At 40.4% G+C, this 23,928-nt stretch carries 23 protein-coding genes and 1 pseudogene; 5 read left to right on the forward strand and 19 right to left on the reverse strand.

All coding sequences use genetic code 11. From position 1 onward, the window contains the following. Positions 1-2: 2 nt before the first annotated feature. Positions 3-1,223: a peptidase T gene (gene pepT / locus HMPREF0833_RS03065; RefSeq protein WP_041818217.1), complete on the forward strand. Its 1,221-nt coding sequence runs from the start codon at positions 3-5 to the stop codon at positions 1,221-1,223. Positions 1,224-1,260: 37 nt separating this feature from the next. On the opposite strand, the gene HMPREF0833_RS03070 is transcribed toward pepT, so the two are convergent. The 18 genes from HMPREF0833_RS03070 to HMPREF0833_RS03160 form a co-directional block, all read right to left on the reverse strand. Further along, entirely contained in the window at positions 1,261-3,000 is a 1,740-nt protein-coding gene (locus HMPREF0833_RS03070) for an ATP-binding protein (protein WP_013903658.1), read from the reverse strand. After that, the gene (locus tag HMPREF0833_RS03075) at positions 2,997-4,088 is read right to left on the reverse strand and encodes a carbamoyl phosphate synthase small subunit (RefSeq protein ID WP_013903659.1); all 1,092 of its coding nucleotides are present in this window, start codon (positions 4,086-4,088) and stop codon (positions 2,997-2,999) included. The genes HMPREF0833_RS03070 and HMPREF0833_RS03075 overlap by 4 nt, the downstream gene beginning before the upstream one ends. 124 nt (positions 4,089-4,212) lie before the next feature. After that, positions 4,213-5,136 (reverse strand): aspartate carbamoyltransferase catalytic subunit, encoded by a 924-nt coding sequence (locus HMPREF0833_RS03080; protein WP_003016291.1) that lies wholly within the window; start codon positions 5,134-5,136, stop codon positions 4,213-4,215. 46 nt (positions 5,137-5,182) lie between these two features. Further along, on the reverse strand, positions 5,183-5,701 hold the full coding sequence (gene pyrR, locus HMPREF0833_RS03085; protein ID WP_003001719.1) for a bifunctional pyr operon transcriptional regulator/uracil phosphoribosyltransferase PyrR: 519 nt from the start codon (positions 5,699-5,701) through the stop codon (positions 5,183-5,185). Positions 5,702-5,963: 262 nt separating this feature from the next. Next, complete coding sequence (locus tag HMPREF0833_RS03090; RefSeq protein ID WP_013903660.1) at positions 5,964-6,599, reverse strand: Pr6Pr family membrane protein; 636 nt, start codon at positions 6,597-6,599, stop codon at positions 5,964-5,966. Between the two features lie 224 nt (positions 6,600-6,823). Further along, positions 6,824-7,159 carry a zinc ribbon domain-containing protein YjdM gene (locus HMPREF0833_RS03095; protein ID WP_003016288.1) on the reverse strand — a complete coding sequence of 112 codons (336 nt, stop codon included), beginning with the start codon at positions 7,157-7,159 and terminating at the stop codon, positions 6,824-6,826. A gap of 127 nt (positions 7,160-7,286) precedes the next feature. Then, positions 7,287-8,039, reverse strand: a complete 753-nt coding sequence (locus HMPREF0833_RS03100; RefSeq protein ID WP_013903661.1) for an HAD family hydrolase — start codon at positions 8,037-8,039, stop codon at positions 7,287-7,289. Beyond that, positions 8,014-8,418 (reverse strand): PaaI family thioesterase, encoded by a 405-nt coding sequence (locus HMPREF0833_RS03105; RefSeq protein ID WP_013903662.1) that lies wholly within the window; start codon positions 8,416-8,418, stop codon positions 8,014-8,016. Before HMPREF0833_RS03105 ends, HMPREF0833_RS03100 begins: the two co-directional genes overlap by 26 nt. A gap of 83 nt (positions 8,419-8,501) precedes the next feature. Then, positions 8,502-9,599 (reverse strand): hypothetical protein, encoded by a 1,098-nt coding sequence (locus HMPREF0833_RS03110; RefSeq protein ID WP_013903663.1) that lies wholly within the window; start codon positions 9,597-9,599, stop codon positions 8,502-8,504. Between the two features lie 3 nt (positions 9,600-9,602). Further along, on the reverse strand, positions 9,603-10,307 hold the full coding sequence (locus tag HMPREF0833_RS03115; RefSeq protein WP_013903664.1) for an ATP-binding cassette domain-containing protein: 705 nt from the start codon (positions 10,305-10,307) through the stop codon (positions 9,603-9,605). 291 nt (positions 10,308-10,598) lie between these two features. After that, positions 10,599-11,066: an 8-oxo-dGTP diphosphatase gene (locus HMPREF0833_RS03120; protein ID WP_174221302.1), complete on the reverse strand. Its 468-nt coding sequence runs from the start codon at positions 11,064-11,066 to the stop codon at positions 10,599-10,601. Positions 11,067-11,092: 26 nt separating this feature from the next. Then, positions 11,093-11,527 carry a hypothetical protein gene (locus HMPREF0833_RS03125; protein WP_013903666.1) on the reverse strand — a complete coding sequence of 145 codons (435 nt, stop codon included), beginning with the start codon at positions 11,525-11,527 and terminating at the stop codon, positions 11,093-11,095. 516 nt (positions 11,528-12,043) lie between these two features. Beyond that, positions 12,044-12,667: an NAD(P)H-dependent oxidoreductase gene (locus tag HMPREF0833_RS03135; RefSeq protein ID WP_013903668.1), complete on the reverse strand. Its 624-nt coding sequence runs from the start codon at positions 12,665-12,667 to the stop codon at positions 12,044-12,046. Positions 12,668-12,759: 92 nt separating this feature from the next. Further along, complete coding sequence (locus tag HMPREF0833_RS03140) at positions 12,760-13,257, reverse strand: GNAT family N-acetyltransferase (RefSeq protein WP_013903669.1); 498 nt, start codon at positions 13,255-13,257, stop codon at positions 12,760-12,762. A 14-nt stretch (positions 13,258-13,271) separates the two neighbouring features. Continuing rightward, positions 13,272-15,260 (reverse strand): excinuclease ABC subunit UvrB, encoded by a 1,989-nt coding sequence (gene uvrB / locus HMPREF0833_RS03145; RefSeq protein WP_013903670.1) that lies wholly within the window; start codon positions 15,258-15,260, stop codon positions 13,272-13,274. Positions 15,261-15,522: 262 nt separating this feature from the next. Further along, the gene (locus HMPREF0833_RS03150) at positions 15,523-16,212 is read right to left on the reverse strand and encodes a hypothetical protein (RefSeq protein WP_013903671.1); all 690 of its coding nucleotides are present in this window, start codon (positions 16,210-16,212) and stop codon (positions 15,523-15,525) included. Then, the gene (locus HMPREF0833_RS03155) at positions 16,193-17,005 is read right to left on the reverse strand and encodes a hypothetical protein (protein ID WP_041818222.1); all 813 of its coding nucleotides are present in this window, start codon (positions 17,003-17,005) and stop codon (positions 16,193-16,195) included. The genes HMPREF0833_RS03150 and HMPREF0833_RS03155 overlap by 20 nt, the downstream gene beginning before the upstream one ends. A 1-nt stretch (position 17,006) precedes the next feature. After that, positions 17,007-17,717 carry an ABC transporter ATP-binding protein gene (locus HMPREF0833_RS03160; RefSeq protein ID WP_013903673.1) on the reverse strand — a complete coding sequence of 237 codons (711 nt, stop codon included), beginning with the start codon at positions 17,715-17,717 and terminating at the stop codon, positions 17,007-17,009. A 158-nt stretch (positions 17,718-17,875) separates the two neighbouring features. Between HMPREF0833_RS03160 and HMPREF0833_RS03165 the strand changes: the two are divergent. Together HMPREF0833_RS03165 and HMPREF0833_RS03170 are read left to right on the forward strand one after the other, a co-directional pair. After that, positions 17,876-18,548: pseudogene (locus tag HMPREF0833_RS03165) on the forward strand (response regulator transcription factor). Then, on the forward strand, positions 18,533-19,609 hold the full coding sequence (locus tag HMPREF0833_RS03170; RefSeq protein ID WP_013903676.1) for a sensor histidine kinase: 1,077 nt from the start codon (positions 18,533-18,535) through the stop codon (positions 19,607-19,609). The pseudogene HMPREF0833_RS03165 and the gene HMPREF0833_RS03170 overlap by 16 nt, the downstream one beginning before the upstream one ends. A 102-nt stretch (positions 19,610-19,711) precedes the next feature. Here HMPREF0833_RS03170 and HMPREF0833_RS03175 read toward each other — a convergent pair whose 3' ends face one another. Further along, the gene (locus tag HMPREF0833_RS03175; protein ID WP_174221303.1) at positions 19,712-20,650 is read right to left on the reverse strand and encodes a CPBP family intramembrane glutamic endopeptidase; all 939 of its coding nucleotides are present in this window, start codon (positions 20,648-20,650) and stop codon (positions 19,712-19,714) included. 261 nt (positions 20,651-20,911) lie between these two features. On the opposite strand from HMPREF0833_RS03175, the gene HMPREF0833_RS03180 reads away from it, so the two are divergent. Both HMPREF0833_RS03180 and HMPREF0833_RS03185 read left to right on the forward strand, forming a co-directional pair. Then, entirely contained in the window at positions 20,912-23,092 is a 2,181-nt protein-coding gene (locus tag HMPREF0833_RS03180) for an amino acid ABC transporter substrate-binding protein/permease (RefSeq protein ID WP_041818224.1), read from the forward strand. After that, the gene (locus HMPREF0833_RS03185; protein WP_003007564.1) at positions 23,092-23,832 is read left to right on the forward strand and encodes an amino acid ABC transporter ATP-binding protein; all 741 of its coding nucleotides are present in this window, start codon (positions 23,092-23,094) and stop codon (positions 23,830-23,832) included. Before HMPREF0833_RS03180 ends, HMPREF0833_RS03185 begins: the two co-directional genes overlap by 1 nt. Positions 23,833-23,928: the final 96 nt, after the last annotated feature.

Genomic DNA, 23,928 nt, shown 5'->3' on the forward strand with positions numbered 1-23,928 from the left:
TCATGAAATACGCAAATTTGTTGGACCGTTTTATTACCTATGTAAAGGTCAACACACGTTCAGACGAAAACTCTACAACCACTCCAAGTACCCAATCACAGGTTGATTTTGCAACAAACGTCTTGATCCCTGAGATGAAACGTGTGGGGCTTCAAAACGTCTACTATTTACCAAACGGCTATGCCATTGGAACACTTCCAGCCAATGATCCAAGCTTTACACGCAAGATTGGATTTATCTCTCACATGGATACCGCTGACTTCAATGCCGAAAATGTCAATCCACAAATCGTTGAGAATTATGATGGGGGTGTCATTGCCCTTGGTGAGTCTGGTTTCACACTCGATCCAGCCGATTTTGCTCATTTGAACAACTACAAGGGACAAACCTTGATCACAACTGACGGTACTACTCTTCTGGGTGCAGACGATAAGTCAGGTATCGCTGAAATCATGACAGCTATTGAATACCTGACAGCTCATCCTGAAATCAAACATGGAGAAATCCGTGTCGGCTTTGGTCCAGATGAAGAAATCGGAGTCGGGGCAGATCAATTTGATGCAGAGGATTTTGACGTAGACTTTGCCTATACTGTCGATGGTGGTCCTCTTGGAGAGCTTCAATACGAAACCTTCTCAGCAGCTGGAGCTGAAATTACCTTCAAAGGACGCAATGTCCACCCAGGTACAGCCAAAGGTCAAATGATCAACGCTCTTCAATTGGCCATTGATTTCCATAACAAACTCCCTGAAGGAGCACGTCCAGAATTAACCGAAGGCTATGAAGGCTTCTACCACTTGATGAACATCGATGGAACTGTCGAGGAAGCAAGTGCCAGCTACATCATTCGGGACTTTGAAACTGAAAGTTTTGAAAAACGCAAAGACCTCATGAAATCTATTGCCGATCAGATGAATGCGGAGCTCGGTAGCGAACGCATTCTCCTCACCCTCAAAGACCAGTACTATAACATGAAGCAAGTGATTGAAAAAGATATGACACCGATTACCCTTGCTAAGGAAGTCATGGAAGATCTTGGAATCACTCCAATCATTGAACCGATCCGCGGTGGTACAGATGGATCTAAAATTTCCTTTATGGGGATTCCAACACCAAATATCTTTGCCGGTGGAGAAAATATGCATGGTCGCTTTGAATACGTTAGCCTCCAAACCATGGAACGCGCAGTTGATACCATTATCGGTATTGTGACCAAAAAATAAGAAACAAAAAAGGATTCGGATTGATTGTCCGAATCCTTTATTGTAGATTAGAAAGCTTGACAATATCTTTGACCTGATCAATGGTCTGAATCAGGTGAAGGCTTGTCTCATTGATAGGAAGATAATAGACTTTATCTGCCAAAGATTCTGTAAAAGGACGATTTGTGAGTAAGATCACCTGTTGTCCTTTTTCTTTCAGCTCTTTCGCCTGCTTTCGCACCTTTTGGTAAAAACGCTCATCGCGGATTTCTAGATCATCCACCAAGACACAAGCAGCCTCCAAAGCCAATGATTCATTGGTTCCGTTTTGGGTCAGATAATAGGATGCGCCTGCTTTGACCTCATATAAGCCAGCTGATGGCTCAACCGGAAGAAAGGCTGGGCTTGTTGCAACTTCTGCTGCTTTTTCCATTGCTACAAGATTGGCTAGGACCTGCAAATAGACAGGTGCTAATTTACTCAAATCCAAGAGTTCCTCAAACTCAAAACCACGTTTCAAAGCTTCTAAGATATAGAAGAGCCGGTGGGGCATATGACGAGCAATTTTCTGGATTAATTCATCATCGCTCATTTCCTCAGGAAGGATGGTCAACAAGTTTTTATCTTTAATGGTTTCTAGGGCGTGTTGGTAAGCTTCATCGATTCTCTTTCCAAATCCATAAACTGCCCCATAAGAGTGAATTTGGGTATTGAGACGGGCATTTTTAGCAGCATCCGAAAAAATCGGAATCTTAAAGAAGATATAGTCCAAACTTGGTTCATAGACAGCCTTTAGATCCTTTAATAAAGGGTGAGGCAAATGCTCGAGAGATCGCCCTAATTGTAGCTGAACTCCTTGCTCAAACAAGGAATAGCCCAAGCCCATAGAGGCCATCGAGATACTATCTGATGCAAATGGATTAACCTCTAAGATATAAAAAGCATAGCTCGTCGGATCCAATGCAAACTTGATGGAAATAGCTCCTGTCAGTTTCAAATAGCGACTAATGTGGATTGCTGCTTCTCGAAGATTTTGGAACTCCCGGTCAGTCAGGGTGACTGCTGGCATAAATTGGTAAGAGTCACTAGAGTGGATCCCAACAGGATCAATGCTTTCAATAGAGGCAGCCAGGTAGTGATTGTCTTCACGATCCCGAATGACTACAAAATCCAGTTCCTTAAAGCCATAAGTAGAAAATTCTAGCAAACACTGCTGACTTGGAGAGACCGAAAGTCCCATTTCTACAGCTTCGCATAAATCATCCAGGTTATGAGCAATCTTTCGCCCTTGCCCTTGCTTACTCGCTACTGGCCAGATCATAATGGGAAATTGAATGCCTTCCGAAAACTCGATAGCTTCTCGAACAGAACCGACCAGCGCTGAAGCGGGTACCTGATAGCCCAGCTCTTGAAAGAGGCGTCGTTGGTCCGCCTGCTGATAAAAGGTCCGGTAGCGTTGAAGACTCGGACCGACAATCATGATCGATGCTTCTTTGAAAAATCCAGTTTCTTCCAATCGGAACAAGAGATTTAAAATCTGTTTATCCGCAAAAGCTAGGAGCAAGCGGGATCCTGTATAAGAAAGAAGAGTCGTTCTAAGAGCATCCAGCTTGAGCTTACTAACTACAACCATATCTGTAGCTTCTTGGGTAATAGCATTTCCTTCGCCCAAGTAAAGGACAAGAGCATTTCCATTCTTGGCATTGAGTTTTTGTGCTTCGTTTACCGCAGCCAAAAGGCTAATATCCTGATAAGAATCTCCACACAGGAGAAGCAATTTCTGGTTTTGTTTCATCATTCCTTCTCCCTTCTACTTTCGTGAATTTTGGCATCAATCAACTCTAAAAATTCATCGTAAAAATAGAGATTTTCCCTTGGCCCTGGACTAGCATCCACTTGGAATTGAACCCCTAAAATCGGTTGGTAACGATGGCGAAAAGCTTCAATACTATGGTCATTGACGTTTTCATGCGTGACCAATAAATCATGGGGTAGCCTATCTCTCGCAATACTATACAAGTGATTTTGACTCGTTATCTCAATTTTTCCTGTCGCAATTTCACGCACAGGAATATTTAAGCCGAAATGCCCGACTTCCATGGGAGCTAGCTTAGCCCCGTAAGCTTGAGCCAGCAGTTGAGCTCCCAAGCCCATGCCCCAGATCGGAATTTGACCATTGATTTTTTGGATCAAGCGACAGAGTTTTTTCACCTGATGGGGATCTCCAGGCCCACTGGATAAAATAACGCCATCGGGCTGCTGTTCCATCAGTTCATCATAAGAGATATCATGGGGATAGACCGTGACATTACAGTCCCTTTGACTCAGCTGGCGCAAGACAGAGTGCTTGACCCCTAGATCAATCAAGGCAATACTCTTACCAAACCCTGGTACAGCATAGGCTGTTTTTGTCGAGACTTGACGCACTTGGTCTTTGGGAAGGACTGTCGCTCGTAACTGATCCAGGATATGGTCGATCGAATCCCCCTTGTTAATGACAGTCGCCTTCATCCGTCCAAACTTGCGGACAATTTTTGCCACCTGTCTCGTATCAATCCCTACAATACCAGGGATTTTTTTTCGCTTCAAGAATTCATCCAAGGTCATCTGCTGCCGCCAATTGCTCGGCATCTCCACTAGATGCTGAACCACTACTGCCAAACAAGTGGGTGTAATGGATTCAGAATCATCCCGATTGATCCCTGCTGCACCAATAACCGGGAAGGTAAAGGAGAGAATCTGGCCACTAAAAGCCTGATCCGTGATCAATTCTTGAAAACCTGTCATGGCTGTGGTAAAGACCAACTCACCAGTCACATATAGGTCTGCACCAAAGGCTTCTCCTTCAAATACAGTCCCATCCTCTAGGACCAATAATCGTTTCATCGAACCCCTCCCTTCTTTTATTCTAATCCAATTTTATCATAGTTCCTCAAAAAAAGGAAAGTCAGATTCCATGTAGTTCTCTACTCTGTCCTCTTTCTTTCCTTTCAATGAATTGTCAGTTATCTTATTTTGCTCCGCGACCTTTAAGGACGGCTTCAATGATGGCCATACGGACAAAGACACCATTTGTCATTTGTTCTACGATGCGTGATTTAGGAGCTTCTACCAAGTGGTCCGCAATTTCAACGTCACGGTTGACTGGTGCTGGGTGCATCAAGATCGCAGTATCTTTCATACGGTCATAACGTTCTTGTGTCAAACCATGAAGACGGTGGTAGTTTTCTTTAGAGAAGAGTGATTCGTAATCATGACGTTCGTGTTGCACACGCAAGAACATCATCACATCCACTTCTTCAATAACTTCATCGATAGTGACGAAGGTTCCATAGTCTTCAAATTCCGCACTTCTCCATTCGTCTGGACCTGCAAAGTAGAGGGTTGCTCCCAAACGTTTCAAGATTTGCATATTTGATTTTGCCACACGTGAGTGATCCAAGTCCCCAGCGATACAAACTTTCAAGCCATCAAAGTGACCGAATTCTTGGTAAATAGTCATCAAATCAAGCAGGCTTTGGCTTGGGTGTTGACCTGAACCGTCCCCACCATTGACGATAGAGGCTGTGATCGTTGGGCTTTCAACCAATTCTTTGTAGTAGTCCACTTCAGGGTGACGGATGACGCAGACATCTACTCCAAGAGCTGACATGGTCAAGATGGTATCGTAAAGAGTTTCCCCTTTGTTCACAGAGCTTGTCTTCACATCAAAGTCAAGGAGATCACATCCCAATTTCAACTCTGCCACTTCAAAGGCTTTGTGGGTACGAGTTGAAGGTTCAAAGAAAAGGTTTGAGATGATGTGTTGGTCTTCGTAGGCTGCTTTAGCTCCGTTTTTGAACTCAATCCCACGTTTGATCAATGCCATTACTTCTTCATTGGTAAGAGTTTCCATTGAGACAAGGTTTTTAAGAGCGATTTGATTTTCAGACATGTTGATTCTCCTTTTATAATGTGAATGCAAATAGTTTACAATTTGTTTAAGCTTCTTTGATGAGGACGCGGTCTTGACCGTCTAGCTCCACCATCTCGACAATGATTTCCTCTGACTTACTTGTCGGGATATTTTTCCCAACAAAGTCCGGACGAATCGGCAACTCCCGATGCCCACGGTCGACTAGAACCGCAAGACTCACTCGAGCAGGACGACCGTGACTGACCAGATTGTCAATGGCAGCGCGTATCGTGCGACCTGTATAGAGGACATCATCGATCAAAATGACTTCTCTATGAGCGATATCAACTGGTAAGACCGTCGTATCCTCGGTCGCCTTCATGTCATCTCGGAAAGGCTTGGTATCTAGTTCTGCTACAGGGACATCGATTTGTTCCAGCTGAGAGAGGCGTTCTTGGATCCGGCGAGCGATGTAAACACCACGCGTCTTGATCCCCACCAGCACAATCTGGCTTAAATCTTTGTTTCGTTCAATGATTTCGTAGGTGATCCGGGTAATGGCCCGTTTCATCGTCAAATCATCAACGACTTCTTTGGTTTTCATTCAGTCCTCCTTAGTTGTAAAAGAAAAACCTCCTTTTTCAAGGAGGTTCAGCAAATGAATGGTCTAAGAGGATAGAGTCTCGCCCTATGGTCCTAGCCATTGTTTTTCACAGTCTCCTTGCCTGCCTCACGGGACAGGATTAAAGGATTTATTTAATTGAGATAACTATATCACAGTTTCAAACGACATGCAAGAAAAAACTCAACATTTTTCAAAAAAATTTAAAAACAAGACTTTTCGTCCGAATAATGTTCGGTTTTTACTAAGAAACAGCTGATTTCCGCTTGATATTTTTAATCCCATAGAGTACATAGCCAGCTAAGAGGTAAGCGATAAAGATGATCACCACCCATTTGCCCACAAAAGCCCAGCCGTATTTATTAACATTGATAAAGAAATAGGCAAAGGGACTATCTTTTGCACCTGGAATCGGCCACTTCAATACCAACCCATTGAAAAGGGCAAAGAGCATGTAAGCCAGGGGAATCAAGGTCCAAAGGAAGGGATCGAGTCTACGGTATTGCTTGGCTTTATCAATCACTAGGGTATCAAAGAAGAACATCAGAGGAACGATGTAATGACAAAGGAAGTTTTCCAAACGATAAAACTTCTCTGGTGTCGCAAGAGGCGCCAACATAAAGTGGTAGATGACACAGGTGATCATAATGGACATGGTAACTGCGCCTTTCATACGAAGGTAGCCCTGAGTCTGGTTCGAACGCCCTCGAACCATGCGCCAAACCATGTCTCCCATAAAGAACATGACCAACATGTTAGATAAAATGGTGTAATAGAGCATCATGCCAAAGCCACCATGCTTGGTCAGTTGCAGATAAACACCGAGTACACTTAAGATAAACAATAGAAAACGATAGCTAAATAATAGTTTGAATTTCATAGTATTCTCCTGAAAGAAAAGGGGGTAGCCCCTTCAGTTTAATCAGGAACTTTCCTTAAGTGAGGACGGACGTCAGCGAACTTCTACGAAGTTCCATGACTTAGTTTTGAACCTAAAGTTTCAAAACTCCCGAGTACTTGAATCAATACTGTTTCAAGTACTTTTCTCACAGCGGAAAGTTCCATTATTAACTTAAACAACTCTATCAATTTGTGTACTGTTCTTTAGATCTTCTTCACAAATTCTGATTTGAGCTTCATTGCACCAAAGCCATCAATCTTACAATCGATGTTGTGGTCTCCTTCCACGATACGGATGTTTTTCACGCGCGTACCTTGTTTCAAATCTTTCGGTGCACCCTTCACTTTCAAATCTTTGATCAAGGTCACCGTATCGCCATCAGCCAATTTGTTTCCGTTGGCGTCAATCGCTACGACCCCCTCTTCTTCTTCGACCTCAGCTGGGTTCCATTCATACGCACACTCTGGGCACACCAAGAGCGCTCCATCTTCATAGACGTATTCAGAGTTACATTTTGGACAGTTTGGTAAGTTATTCATTTTTATCTCCTTATTCAAATTAACTTTCATAGTATACCATGAAAGCGAAAATTTGACAAATCCTGCTCGACTGTAGCATTTTCAAGAAAAAAGGAGGCGACTTGGCCTCCCTACATGGATGATATTTTCAATCTTCCTGCAATTCTTGAATATCTCGAATCACGCGCACGCCTGCTTGATTCTTCTCGCGCAGTTCAGCATCAGAGTAAGGGAAAGTATTGATCAAGACACTCTCCATCCCGATACTTTGGGCAACAGCGACATCTGTCGTAAAGTCATTCCCCACCATGACCGTTTTCTCAGGGTTCAACTGGTGTTCTTTCATCACTTCCAAGAGAAACTCTGGCTGAGGTTTGCGAATACCTGCATCAGATGACAAGTAAATAGCATGGAAAAGTTCTCTCAAACCAACCAAATCAATCTCCGGATTGGTAAAATCTGCTTGGGCATTGGATAAGAGAAAGATTCGGCAACCTGCAGCTTTCATATCCTCTAATACTTCTTTCGTGTGAGGATAAAGCTCCAACCGCTTGCGAGAAAGGACACGGAAAGTCCGCGCAATCAAACGTCCCCACTCTTTGAGGTGGGCAACACTATTCCCACTTGGATGACCTTCTAAATACAATTGCACAAAGATGACCGTTAGATCAATCTCTGGGTAGGCAACTTGTTTTTCCTTAGCCAAGTCTTCTTCGGCTTGTTGCACCAGCTCTCTATAACGCAGACGCAAGCCTTCTCCTGTATAGCTTGCCCCGTAGGATTGGTAGATCTGAGCCATGGTATCCCATAAAATGGGACTCGACTCATCGGTTTCGATGTCGACCAAGGTTCCATAAAAATCAAAAATATAGTTTTTAAATGCGTACTTGTGCGGATTCATCTCTCACTCCCGTAACAAACATCGTAAAGGTTGCCTTGCAGACATTTGCCCCGTCTTGATTGGTAATATCGACATCCACAACTTGAGTCGTCCGTCCACTGTGGACACATTCGCCATGGATCGTGAGGACATCCCCCAGACGCCCTGCTTTCAAGTAATTGATCGAGGATTGCAAGGTCACCCCATCGACCCCTTGAGAAACCACGACCAACCCACTGACTTGGTCACACAGGGTAAAGAGATAGCCTCCGTGCGCATTTCCATAATAATTGAGCGATGATTCCACGACCTTGGTTGTCACCACTACATGGCCATCTCTCATCTTTTCGATTTCATAATTTTCAAATGCAGCAATTGCATCAAAGTGAAAATCTTTCATATACTTGCCACCTTTTCTAGCATCTTTTCAACTCCTCTATCATACTACAATTAAGAAGCAGATACAAGCAAAGGGGCAATTCCTTAGAAGCAGAAAAGGAGACTCCAACTAAGTAAGAAGACGATACTAGGCACAATATATTTTCTTGGGTGCTTCCAACATTCTCTCTTTAAATTCCATTTCCTTAAAGGAAAATAGATTTCAATAAGTAAGTGCAAAAAAGCTTCCACTACCGCTAGAATCATCACTCCTAGTAAAAATAGGATCCCCAAGTCAGGCATGACCACCATTTTTAATAACAGAGCAACAAATAGATTCACAGATAGGAAATAGGTCAGCAATACACGATAATACATCAGGTAAAAGAACCGACTCTTAGGTAGGGACTTGACATGATCGATCAAATCTTTATCAGCGGAAATGAGAGTGGTTAATGGCGTATTGACAGAAGCAATCGTTAAAAGGATGATGATTTTTAATGGAGCCTCATAATCCTGTATCAGAATGAGAAGGAGGAAGATGAGAGTAAAGACAAAATTGATGGAAAAATAGCGCTCTTGAAATAAGGAAATCCAAAAATAATTGCCACTTCTTCTCTTTGCGACGAGCAACTGATTATGTTTTGAAATCGCGACTAGATCTTCATTTTTAAAAATAAAGATAGCAACGAGGGCTGAAAGTAAAATCATATAGGACACTTGTTGAACCCATAAAGAAGATACTGTAAGAACAGTCGTTACAGAAATGAGCACTCCTCCTAGAAAACTAGGCCTTGTATTGAACTGGATAAAGGTATAAAACACACTTAATATCACCAGTAAAGAAAGGAGGACCAGCTTAAAGGATTGTAGTAGGTCTAACCTGACTCCCAAAAAGAGGATCAATAACAGCACGCGCTCTAGTAAATTGAGAAGAAATGTTACTGTCAGAAAAGACCCTTTAAAACGATTGAGAGACAAAGGAAGCTGGTAGTAGGCCTGGACCCTGTCCATCGAAAAGTAGGAATAGAGCAATTGAAAGGTTGATAGAGCAGAAACAATAGCCGTACTGATCAGCAAGACTTGAAAACTCGTAGAAAATTTGGCCCCAACAAGATGGTAATAAAGAGCAAAGGCTAAGGAAGTTAAGAACAAGAAGAGCCGATTTTTGGATACCACATCTCTAAAAATAGCTAGTAACATGCTCTACCCCCTCTGACGATTGACGTCATGAAACCAATCTTCTAAATTCGATTCGATCGCATCTAGGTGACCATCTTCAATAGAATAAGCTGTATCACACACCCGAACGATACTCTCTGCGATATGCGAACTCATCAGAATAGAGCCTTCTTCTTTATACTGCAATAGCAAACCATATAGAAATTCTGTCGCATCAAAATCTAGGCCATCAAATGGTTCGTCCAAAATAAGGAGGGGAGGTTTGAGATAAAAAGCTGTGATCAAGAAGACTTTCTTCTTATTCCCCGTTGACAAACTACCGATATCGGTGTTGAGAAATTCTTCAAAATGAAAGCCTGAAATCAAGTCCTGCAATACCTTTTCATCTCTCTTTCGATGATACAAACGACAGACAAAATTAAAATAGTGAACAAAATCCCAGTTTAAAAAACTATTGTTTTCAGTAAAAACTGTATAGGTACGACTCTTATAGAAATTCGTATGAAAAGAGGTCGCCTTGTCTTCTATGGTAACAGACTCAACTGCATACTGCCGATGATCAAAAACACTACTTAAAGCTTTTAGCAAGGTTGTCTTCCCAGCTCCATTTCGACCAATCAACCCTACTACAGAATGATTGGGTACAAGCAAATTCGTGTCTTTTATAATGGGCTTGTTTTTTTTATACCAAACGTTTAACCCCTTGATGTTTAAACACTCACTCTTCATCGACGCACTCCTTTATAAAGGTAAGAAGCCCCAACTAAAAGCAACAGCAAAGCGTATAACCATTCCTTTTGAAAGGCAAAGACTAAGGCACCGATCAAGAAGCAAATTCCTATAAGGATTCTAAATTGTAATTTCATATCTTGCCTTCTTTCTATTCACAGTATGAAAGATTACAATTGTATTTTATGCTTATACTATAGTACTTTTTCTGAGCAGATTCAAGCACGAATGAAATATTCTTACTTCTTTTACCTTACAAGCAAAAAAAGCTAGATACCTCTAGCCCTTTGCTTAAAATCTTAATTTTTCCCAATCATCGTCTGTCCGTTTGCGATAATAGAACTCAGACAAGTCCGGGTCTTCCATCACTTCCAGCAGAGGAAGCATATCGTAGGACAAGTCCAACTTTTCTAATTGATCCTTCTCAACCCAATAAACTTCTCCTTCTTCAGACGATCTTAGCTGGCCTGTGAATTCTGTTGCTTTGTAGCAAAAGACGATGTAGCGGCCGCCCTCATCTTGTGGCCAGTCTTTGACTGCGACCAGTTTTGGATTTGTAATTGTCAGTCCTGTCTCTTCGTAGATTTCACGAATGACGGATTCTACAAGGCTTTCTCCTTCTTCGATATGGCCACCTGGAAAAGCATAGCCAGCCCAGTGAGTCTTTTCAGGTGAGCGGTATTGGAGGACTACTTTCCCATTTTCAAGATCTTCGACCATGCAAAGATTGCACAGTATAGTAGGCGTTGTACGTGACATATATTTCCTTTCTATGATATTGACAATTAATCAATATAAACTTTTTTCTTTATCTCTTTTTTCATGACAAAGGGATTTACTAGCTCATGGTATTCATCGAAGGCATCTAAAAGGGAACCTCTCTGAAAGACAATTGAATTCTCTTTTAAATAATACTCCGAGTGAATAGTTACCGAACCATGACCATCAAAACTAAAGAAAAACAAAATGAATAATACTAGGATCAGGCTAGCAAAGAAACTAAACAGTAGCCCCACTACATTCTTCCAATTGACTGCGTGAGTTCGATAGAAGCGATACCAGACGTGACAAAAAATCGTCACTGCTCCTAGATACAACCAAGGGTTCCACAGGAGCGGAGTAAAGGCGTAACCATAGAAGCCTAATATGAAGTTAGCAATAACAAAAAGTAAAAGAATTAGATACAGGATCCTAAACAGATTCAAATGCTTTCTCATCATTGACCTCTCCTATGTAAACATTGGTTTGAGTTTAAGATAAAACGAATAGCGTGCTCCTCTTAAATAATAATCAACAGAATATGGACTGCTAACCGCAGCCAATGATCAATCAGAGGCGTATCCGGATCACTATTTTTACTATCTAAGAATAGACTGAGCGATAACAAAAGTAAAGCAAAGGCAATGACTATTTTCAGAGACAGCATCATACCACCAATAGTAAGAGCAGCTAGAAAGCCAAAAAATGGCAAAGGGCTAAATAAAAATGACAATAAACTAAAATAGAGCATAAACGAAGAGAGTATCAATAAGCCGTATACAATCAACTTAGTGAAAATTGAGACTCTTATACCTTCTCTTTTCATTTTTGACAGTGAATAAATGACATAGATCATATAGATAAAAAGTAGCATATTGAATCATTCCTATTTTTTACAGATTATATTAATAGTTTAACTAAAACCTATTCAAAATACAACTAAAGACACTAACTTATCAGTAGTCTTCTGTCTCTGATCAAAGTCTCTTCACTTCTGCTGCTACCTTTTGGAGATGGTGTTCCCGCATGCTAGCGGTGTTCACATCCCGGCCGACTTCTCCCAAGATGCAGACGCGCTTGGTTTTGATCCCACAGTGGTTCAAGACGGCATTCTTCAAAACAGAGATACCATAACTATCTGGAATGTTGAGAGGACCTGAAAAGATCTTGTACCACCAAGTAGGCGCCATGGAGGTCGCATAAATACTGGCCGTTTTCCCTTTGAGCAACTTCTTGAATTGCTTGCCTCTGAGGTAATTCCAGATAAAGCTTCCCTGATCATTAGCCGAGTAGGCAATCCCCGGTGTGAAGACCCGATCAATCCAACCCTTTATAAGGCTCGGCATACTACTCCACCAGATGGGATAGACAAAGATCAGGTGATCCGCCCACTGGATCCATTCTTGAGAACGAAGGATAAAGGGATCTTCCTCCATCCGCTTTCGATAACCATAACGTAGAACAGGATCAAAGTCCTCTTCATTGAGACTGATCACTTTAAGCTCGTGGTGATTTGGATCAATCGTTTCGACAATGGTTTGAAAAATAGCCTGACAATAACTTTCCTTATCCGGATGACCATTGATGACCAGAATTTTCATTCGTCTTCTCCTTCATTTCTTTAGTTCATTCTATCTATTTTATTTTTTTCTTGATTAATTGATAATGGTTCAAAGATTGATAGATAGGTCCTTTAGGAATTTTTATTTGAAGAACACATCATCCGCAATTCCTTAACAGGTTTTCCAAGTTCAAGTATTTTTTCTTGGCCATCAAAAGTAAAACCCATTTTTTGATAGAAAGCAATGGCTCGCTTATTATCTTTCAATACCCATAAATAAATCTCAGAGAAATGATCGAGAACAGCAAATGCAGCATGCATTAACTGTTCACTCACACCTTTTCCATAGTAATCTTTTAAAACATATAAGGCAATGATTTCACCAGCTTGAATGGCCTCATCACGAAAATTTCCATAGCTGATAAATCCAACGACCTTTTTTCCATCCATCGCAATCAAGGTATTTTCTGGATACTTTTGACTCAAGAAACGACATTTTTCTAATGTCATCGTCTCCTGAAATTCCGCGGGTAAAAGATCGTCATAAGCCTCTCTCCATGTTTGCCAATGAACGAGGGACTTACCTTCTATCTCTTCTGGTGTTTCCATTGTTTTAATGATAATTTTCATTCGCTTTATCCTATCTAATCCAAAGCCTTGACTTCCAACATCATATCGCGGATTTGCGCTGCCAGCTCGAAATCAAGCACTTCGACAGCTTCTTGCATTTGACCTTGCAGTTTCTTGACCAGTTCCTTTCGCTCTTGGCGGTTGAGACTGGTGATATCCACTTCCTTGTCCTCTTCCTTGGCCACCGCCTTGGTAACAGAGATCAGGTCACGAATTTCCTTCTTGATGGTTTGTGGGACAATGCCATGCTCTTCATTATAAGCTATCTGGATTTTCCGACGACGGGCTGTTTCATCAATGGCTTTTTGCATAGACTGAGTCATGGTGTCCGCATACATGATGACGTGACCCTCACTATTACGGGCTGCACGACCAATGGTTTGAATGAGGCCGCGTTCATTACGAAGGAAGCCTTCCTTATCAGCATCGAGAATAGCAACCAGACTGACTTCCGGAACGTCAATCCCTTCGCGAAGAAGGTTGATCCCGACCAAGACGTCAAAAACGCCCAGACGCAAATCACGGATAATCTCCGTCCGCTCCAAGGTCTTAATGTCCGAGTGCATGTATTTGACCTTGACACCCATTTCCTTAAAGTAGTCGGTCAAGTCTTCTGCCATCTTCTTGGTCAGGGTGGTAACAAAGGTCCGCTCTCCACGTTCTACACGCGCATTGATTTCACCCAAGAGATCGTCCATTTGTCCCATGGTCGGACGCACTTCCACCTCAGGATCGAGTAGACCCGTCGGACGAATGATCTGCTCGATGACGGTATCGGTTTGTTCCATCTCATAATCACCCGGTGTCGCAGACACATAGACGATCTGGTGGACATGGCTTTCAAACTCCTCACGACGCAGTGGCCGGTTATCCAAGGCAGACGGCAAACGGAAACCATAGTTGACCAGCATTTCCTTGCGTGAGCGGTCACCATTGTACATACCTTTGATTTGTCCCATGGTCATGTGGCTTTCATCGATCATGATGAGAAAATCTTCTGGGAAGAAGTCAAGAAGGGTGTAAGGAGGCTCACCTTCACTCCGGCCATCCATGTGACGGGAGTAGTTTTCAACGCCATTGGTGTAGCCCATCTCCCGTAGCATTTCAATATCGTACTCAGTACGTTGTTTCAGGCGTTGAGCTTCCAAAAGCTTGCCTTCTTTTTCAAAGACCTTTAACTGCTCTTCAAGTTCCGCTTGAATCTTGGCAATGGCTACTTCCATATGGTCGTCATTGGTCACGAAGTGAGTGGCTGGGAAAATTGCCAAGTGGTCCACATCTCCTAGAACTTGGCCAGTCAAAGCTTCAACCTCACGAATGCGGTCAATTTCGTCCCCGAAAAACTCAACGCGAAAGGCATGCTCATCACGCGAAGCTGGGAAAATCTCCACCACATCCCCCCGAACACGGAATTTTCCCCGTTGAAAGTCGATGTCATTGCGCTCAAACTGGATATCCACCAGGTCATTGAGCAGTTTATCACGAGAAATTTCCAGTCCGGGACGCAAGCTGACCACGCTATCGGCATATTCCTTAGGCGAACCCAAACCATAGATACAAGAGACAGAAGCCACAACGATGACATCATTGCGCTCTAAGAGGGCTGATGTCGCGGAGTGACGAAGCTTATCAATCTCATCATTGACCGAGCTATCTTTTTCGATATAGGTGTCGCTCGATGGCACATAGGCTTCTGGCTGGTAATAATCATAGTAAGATACGAAGTACTCGACCGCATTTTCCGGGAAAAATTCCTTAAACTCCCCATAAAGCTGGCCTGCTAGGGTTTTATTGTGGGCGATGACCAAGGTCGGCTTATTGACTTGGGCGATGACCTGGCTCATGGTATAGGTCTTCCCCGTACCAGTCGCCCCCATCAGGATTTGCGCCTTCTCACCACCCTCGATGTTATCCACCAACTGTTCAATGGCCTGCGGTTGATCCCCAGACGGTTGGTATTTGGATACTAGTTTAAATTTGTTATCAGTTACTCGATTAATCATCTCTTTGTCCTCACATATATAGACCTTATTTTACCATAAATCACTAGAATTCTCTGAGATGAGGAATGAAAGGGAAAACAACATATTACAAAATAATTAATTGGACACGCATTAGAGTGAAAACTAAACAAGACTCTCGCAATTACTTCGAAAGTCTTGTCTTTTATTCTAAAACAATACAATACGTAATAAACATCAGTGTCCATGATATACAAAATTAGCAAGGTATGCTCATCGGTATCATTTTTACGAAATCAATTTACTACTTAACTTCTTGGTTCCTTACCAAGAGGTAGAGAGTTGCTCCAAGTGAGCATACAAGTCCAATAACGTACGTACAGAGTTGCAAAAAGGAAACTCTCCCTAATATTGTTTCCGCAATAATATTATAAAATAGATAACTAGTCACTGGTTCCACTACTCTTTCTATGAATGGTTGTACCAAAATAGGAAATAGCAGCAAAATAGCTAAACTCCCCATTGGACTTTTGAAAAAATAACTTAAGAAGTAAGAAATTAAAAAATATTGGATGGAGCCAATCAAATAGAAACTGAAAAGTTCTAAACTGACACCATTTTTGCTACTAAAAAAATGAAACCATATAAGCAGTACAATGAAATTTAAGGTTGATTGGAGTAGTACATCACATAACTCTACGAACAGGATCCGAATTGAACTTAAGATCCTTTTTCCACTTACCAAATAAACTAGTTTTGTTTCGTGTGATTGTAACTCAATAAATGCATTAACACACCCAATACTAACAGTGAGCATTGATGCAAAAACAAGAGCTTGCTTTATAGATAATTGTACAACAGTATCATTGATTGAAACTGGTAAAACACCTAAGAGACACACAAAACCTATCAAAAGTGACTGTATAGCTATCTGGTACTTTACGGGTTTTAAACTATATTTTTTGACGATAAGACTAAAAAATATTCTTGCCATTCTTCCTCCTCATTCGAATCATTTCTACAAGCATTATGAATACCAAGAACAAGATTCCTTCTACTACTAAAAGTGTAAATCCATATAATTGGCTCGTTTGAATCCCTTCAATTCGGCCAAAAGCAAATGACTTTGCTCCAATCAAAGGCAAGAGATTTTCTATTTTAGAAGAAATTCCTCTTAGAATACCTGATAAAGTGATTACCAATAACAAAACGTCTGCAATTAATGAAGTCATTGATTTTTTCGTTACTATTACGAAAAGTAAAGCTAATAAAGTAAGAACGATTGCAAATATCATAACTCTTACCGTAACATCTAAAAACAAAGTCAATTCTAAATAATTCTTTAAAGTTGAATCTAGAAAAACGAGTAAAATAACAGCATTTACTATAGAAAATACTAAAGTAGAAAGTAGAGATAAGACAACCGAACTTGCAATAAAACCAGTAAGGCGAACTTTCCAGTTAGGAATCAATAACTGAGTAAAATTATCATCACCAAATTGGTAATGGGTTGAATAAACAAGTGAAACTAAGATTGGTAAGAAAATAACACTTGCTTGGTAGGGTGAGGATAAGAGAGCATCTCTGACTGTATAGACTGGATTCGATGATAGCATAGATGGATCAAGGTTAACAGCCTGTCCATTTCCTTCTACTAAAGCATTTATCACCTGGATATTTTGAATTGAAAAAAATATGCTGACTCCCAAAATAAGAAAAAAAGTGAATTTAAAAGTAGGTAAACTACAATATTTATAGAGGTCACTAAAAAAGGAACGCTTCAACATATTATTCACCTTCTTTCCCTTCGAGTGCCTTAAAATATGCCTCCTCAAAAGATCCAAACTGTTTCAAAATGTCTTTGGTAGGAGCATCAATAACAATCTTCCCATTAGAAATCCCAACCAAATGATCTACAGTTAATTCTAACTCACTCATATAATGACTTGTCATTAATACAGACTTACCTTCATTGACAAAAGACTGCAAAAAATTGCGTACCCAGCGTATTCCTTCTGGATCTAGTCCATTGATTGGTTCATCTAAAATTAAGATGTCAGGATTTGCTAATAAGGCTGTTGCTAACCCAAGACGTTGCTTCATTCCTAATGAATAGTCTTTTACTTTTTTATTTTTAGCTTCACTTAACCCCACCAACTCTAAACATTCCTTGCACCTATTTTTGTCAACGCCACAAGCCAAGCCAATCCACCGAAGATGCTGAAATCCTGTTCTAGTTGGATAAGGTTGACAACTATCTAGGAATGATCCAACAATACAAAAAGGATTATCTCCCAATTGAGAGTATTTTTTCCCATCGATCAACGCCATTCCCATTTGACTATTTTCTAAACCAAGCAAAATTCTAATTAAAGTTGATTTTCCAGATCCATTCGGTCCAATCAATCCAGTAATCTCACCTTTTTTGGCTTTGAAAGACACGTTTTGAAGGACAATTTTATTATTATATTCCTTATGTAGCTTTTGAATTGTTATCATTCATTCTTTTTCCTTTCTAACTTTTAGTGAAATTCCACCTTCACTTGGAGCAAGTATAACAGGAGAAAATCAGGAAATTATCAGAATAATTATTTTCTTCATTTCTAACAAATTGCATTCTATATTTGCTATAATATGCTCATATAATTGGAGGGACTATGAAGCATAAAATTTTAGCCATTGACGATGATGAAAAAATCTTACGATTAATAGCGAATACATTAAAAGCCAACAACTTTCACGTGGAAACTCGTAAAAATATAGAGGAGATTAATATCTGTGACTTTACTGGATTCGATCTAATTTTACTTGACGTCATGATGCCTATTTCTGGTTTAGAAATCTGTCGTTCCATTCGTTCACAAATTACTACTCCAATCCTATTTCTAACTGCTAAAGATTTTGAAGAAGATTTACTAAAAGGAATACAAGCCGGAGCCGATGATTACATCACAAAACCATTCAGCAATAAAGGAATTGATTGCAAGAATTCAAATGCATCTTCGTAGGGAAGAAAGATCTCACAACGCCTCTAAAGAAGAGATGGATTCAAATATAACTTTTTATCGAGATAGTCAAGAAGTTTATTATCAATCAAAGAGAATTTCATTGACCAAGAGAGAGTTTGATTTACTTTACCTTTTAGCAAAAAATGAAAACCGAATATTTAGCATAGAAGAACTTTACAATTATCTTTATCCTATAGACTCTGATGCACAACTACGATCCATCACTGAATACATCTATCAAATTAGACAAAAATTTAAGATTCATCAAATTGATCCCATCAAAACCGTTTGGGGAGGAGGATACAAATGGAAAAAGAATTGACAATCAAGCAACTCATTAAGCGTACCTACCTTAAAATCATTTGGCAATTTCTTCTATGTCTGATACTTTTTTACATAGTTCCAGCTCTTCTATCTTCTGTATCTGGAATTAATGAGAAAAATGCCAATCACTTTGCTTTATTTTTTAGCGTCAGTTCTTGGATATATCTTTGCATTATTTTAATTTTTATCATTGTAATAAATATTAGACAATTATTAACCAAGATTCAAAAAGAAATGAACATGGTTTATCATAGTGGTCTATATTTCACCAAAAATGAACATCACCATTTGCAGATTAAAGAATTCATTGAAACAAACGATCTGATCGAAAAAATGCAATCTGAAATAAAAAATAGAATTCAAAATGAAAAAGATCAAAAAAAAGAACTCATGTTTCAAGTATCTAGCGCTGCACATGATCTTCGTAGCCCTCTAACTGTCATCAGAGGAAATGCCGAATTCTTACAATCCACCGAGCAAACACCTCAAACAATGGAATGTCTAAAAGATCTGGAGCAAGCAAGTATTCAATTAAATGATTATTTTAACCACTTCATCCAATACTCCAAAACTTTTTATGACCATGATATTCAACTTGAAAACATATCAATTCAACAAGTAACTCATCAATTGAAGGAACAGATCACTCCTTTACTCCCGAGAAATACACAATTTGTTTTTTCAAATACAGTAACTCCATCAACACAAATTGCCATTCATTCCAATTTATTTTTTCGAGCAATCACAAATATTATTAATAATGCAATACAACATCAAAAAGATAATGATGCAAAGATCCAGCTAACAATGTCACAAGAAAAAAATCGATTAGTTCTAACCATATGGAATAATCAATCTACTTTTTCAAAAAATGTATTACAACATGCTGGAAATCTTTTCTATAAAGAGGACCAAGCAAGAACACCCTCTCAAGAAAGTCACTTTGGACTTGGTTTATCTTTCGTGAAACGCGTCATGAAACTTCATAATGGAACTATGCATTTAGAAAATACTCATAATGGTGCACAAGTCAAGCTAATCATTCCCATTATTATATAGAAAAAGCCGAACTCATCAATATGTGTTCGACTCAGAATGCAGACAAACGTCATTTTTGGTGTTTGTCTTTTTCTTATTTGACTTTCAGACATTACAGAGAGGTTAGTCATCAAACTTTTCTTTCCTCTCCCCTAAGCAATAGACAATTACTAGGGATAAAAGAAGAACCAATGTCGTGATGATCGATCCTTCTGCTCCAAATTCCCCTCCGGTCAACCAGTCAGGTCCTGAACCCATGGTAAAGCTAAAGATAGACACATCTGCGCCCGTCCCACTGACTTGAAAACCAAGGAGATTTCCTTGTAGATAGTTCCAAGTGCCGTGTTGGGCGACCACTAGCCAGATACTATCGGTGTAGATAAGGAGAAGACCAGCTAGCACTCCATCAAGAACAATATTCAGTACGGATAAGAAGGTCACTCCTGAATTTCCCAGATGAAGAAAGCCAAAGAGACTACTAGAAATCGCGATCGCTAAAGGCAAATTAGTTCTTGCAGCAATCCGAGTCAGGAGCCAACCTCGTGTGGCCACTTCTTCCGTCCCCCCTTGGAGAAGCCAAAATGGGAATAAGCCGAGGATAAAGAGGAGGGGTTCTAAACTTAATTCATTAAGCTCAAAAGACCCAATTCCACTTACTTGGTAGACAAGCGCGATCACTCCCATTTGAACAAGGGAAAACATGATCCCCCAACCTAGATACTTAAGCCAATTCCTTTTTACAAAGCCTAAGCTTGATAATGTATTCTTCTCTATGACCTTTACCCAAAAAATAAAGAGGAACAGAATGATTACAAAACTGAAGAGCTCATAATAGAGAAAATAATGGTAGAAAAATTCTTGAATACTTGCTATCCCATTTCCTGGTGAAAAGAAGTCCACTAGAAAACCGATCACTAAGGAAAATGGCCCCACAAGTTCACTACCAATCCAAAGTCCTCCTTCTATAAAGAGGAATGCTAATAATACATAGAATAGTATAGAAATAAGAACTGGCCATGGGGTGTTAGTTTTTATATCCTGAATGATCTTTCCTTTCTTCATGATCAACCTCCATTTATCTGATAGTTCCATTGTAGCAAAGAAAATCTAGAGCTGCAATATCGTCTCATGTTATAAAACCTAACATGAAAACTCGATTTTTCTTGCAAAGCAAACTATTTTCTGATATAATAGCTTTTGTAGAAAAACATAAGACCATTCATACTCGTTTTGGTATGAATGATTTGTTTTTTAAGGCCATCCTTTGGTCAATGTGCTCATGGGTCAAATACCCAAAGAGAAAAGAATTATAAGGAGACAGAAATGAAGAAAAAATTACTAGCATGTTTGCTTTTCTTATTTCCTTTCGTTGCATTCGCTGGTCATGCTCATGCTGAAACGATCAAGGTCGTTTTCGACACAGCATATGCACCGTTTGAATTTAAGGATTCAGATCAAACCTATAAAGGAATTGACGTAGAAATCTTGGACAAGGTCGCTGAAATCAATGGCTGGGATTTGGACAAATCCTTCCCGGGATTTGATGCAGCGGTCAATGCAGTTCAAGCTGGTCAAGCGGATGCCATCATGGCAGGGATGACCAAAACAACAGAACGTGAAAAAGTCTTCACCATGTCTGATACTTACTACGATACAAAAGTTGTCATTGCGACTAAAAAAGCTGACAAAATCACTAAGTACAGCCAATTAAAAGGGAAGACAGTCGGTGTTAAAAACGGCACTGCAGCCCAACGCTTCCTCGATAAAAATAAGGACAAGTACGGCTACAAGATCAAGACTTTTGATACTGGCGATCTCATGTACAACAGTTTATCAGCTGGTGCAGTGGATGCAGTCATGGATGATCAACCCGTCATTCAATATGCCATTCAAAAGGGTCAAGATCTAGCTATCAATATGGATGGGGAAGCAGTCGGTGGCTTTGCCTTTGGTGTTAAAAAAGGTGGAAATCATGAAAAGTTGATCACTGAATTTAACAAGGCTCTCGCTCAAATGAAAGCTGATGGAACACTTGATGAGATTATCAAGAAATGGACAGGTGAAAGCCAATCATCAAGTAACAGTGCCGTTCCAGAAACCACCACTCCTGCTGGTCAAAAAGCAACTCCTAAAAAATCAAAATATAGCATTTCAAGTGATTCTTCCTTTGCACCATTTGTCTTCCAAAATGGAAAAAACAAATACACAGGGATTGATATGGACTTGATCAAAGCTATTGCTAAAGACCAAGGATTTACCATCGAGATTGACAATCCTGGATTTGATGCTGCGATAAGTGATGTTCAATCCGGCCATGCGCAAGGAATGATCGCAGGGATGACTGTTACAGATGCTCGGAAAGAAACATTTGATTTTTCTGAACCATACTACACGGCCAATTCTATTCTAGCCGTTCAAGAAAGTAGCAAGATTGATTCTTATGATGACCTTAAAGGAAAGACAGTCGGTGTTAAAAACGGTACTTCCTCACAAAACTTCCTTGAAGAAAACCAAAAGAAATATGGTTACAAGATAAAAACGTTCTCTGACGGAGCTTCTATGTATGATAGTTTGAATTCTGGTTCTGTTGCGGCGATCATGGATGACGAACCTGTTATCAAATACGCTATTAAACAAGGACGTAAATTCAAAACACCTATCGAAGGTACTCCAAGTGGTCAACTAGCATTTGCCGTTAAAAAAGGAGAAAATCCTGAATTGATCGAAATGTTCAATAACGGGCTTGCAAACTTGAAGAAAAGTGGCCAATACCAAAAGATTCTTGATAAATACCTTAAATCAGATAGCAAATCTACTTCAAGTACAGCTGTAGATGAAACAACGATTTGGGGCTTGCTCCAAAACAATTACAAACAATTGTTAAGTGGTTTGGGTGTGACTCTAGCCCTTGCACTTCTCTCTTTCGCGATTGCTATGGTGATCGGTGTTATCTTTGGGATGTTTAGTGTTAGCCCTTATAAATGGCTCCGCTGGACAGCAGAAATCTTTGTCGATGTTATTCGTGGGATCCCATTGATGATCCTTGCTGCCTTCATCTTCTGGGGAATTCCAAACTTGATTGAATCGGTCACAGGTCATCAATCCCCAATCAACGACTTTGTCGCAGGTACTATTGCCCTCTCTCTCAATGCTGCTGCCTATATCGCAGAAATTGTCCGTGGGGGGATCCAAGCTGTACCGATTGGACAGATGGAAGCTAGCCGAAGCCTTGGGATCTCTTATGGCAAGACCATGCGTAAGATCATCTTGCCACAAGCAACCAAACTCATGCTTCCAAACTTTGTTAACCAATTCGTCATTGCCCTGAAAGATACGACTATCGTTTCTGCGATCGGATTGGTAGAACTCTTCCAAACTGGTAAGATCATCATTGCTCGAAACTACCAAAGTTTCAAGATGTATGCGATCCTTGCCGTCTTCTACCTCGTGATTATCACCTTGCTAACACGATTTGCAAAAAAATTAGAAAAGAAGGTTAACTAATGGCTAAATTAAAAATTGATGTCCATGACCTCCACAAATACTATGGTGAAAATGAGGTCTTAAAAGGAATCTCAACAAAATTCTACGAAGGGGATGTGGTCTGCATTATTGGACCGTCCGGTTCTGGTAAATCGACCTTCCTTCGTAGTCTCAATCTCCTCGAAGAAGTGACAAAAGGTCAAATTACCGTAAATGGATATGATCTAACCGATCCGAAAACCAATGTTGATTTGGTCCGTGAAAATATCGGGATGGTTTTCCAACACTTCAACCTCTTCCCTCACATGAGCGTCCTTGAAAACATTATGTTTGCGCCAGTAGAGCACAAACTGATGACCCGTGAAGAAGCTCAAAAAGTTGGGATGGAATTGTTGGAAAAAGTTGGTCTCGCAGATAAAGCCGATGCCAATCCAAACAGCCTTTCCGGTGGTCAAAAACAACGTGTGGCTATCGCACGGGGACTTGCCATGAATCCAGATATTATGCTCTTTGACGAACCTACTTCTGCCCTTGACCCTGAGATGGTTGGAGATGTATTGAACGTTATGAAAGAGTTGGCAGAGCAAGGCATGACCATGATCATCGTTACCCACGAGATGGGATTTGCTCGCCAAGTAGCCAACCGCGTCATCTTCACAGCAGACGGTGAATTCCTTGAAGACGGCAAACCAGACCAAATCTTCGACAACCCCCAACACCCACGTTTGAAAGAATTCTTGGATAAGGTTCTAAACGTTTAAAAAGATAAAAACGAGTGGTTCCTGAAGCATCTAGCAATTTTGCTAGATGTTTTTTTAGACTAAAAAAGAGGCTGGGACAAAAGTCCTAGCCTCTCA

Source organism: Streptococcus parasanguinis ATCC 15912 (assembly GCF_000164675.2).
GTDB lineage: Bacteria > Bacillota > Bacilli > Lactobacillales > Streptococcaceae > Streptococcus > Streptococcus parasanguinis.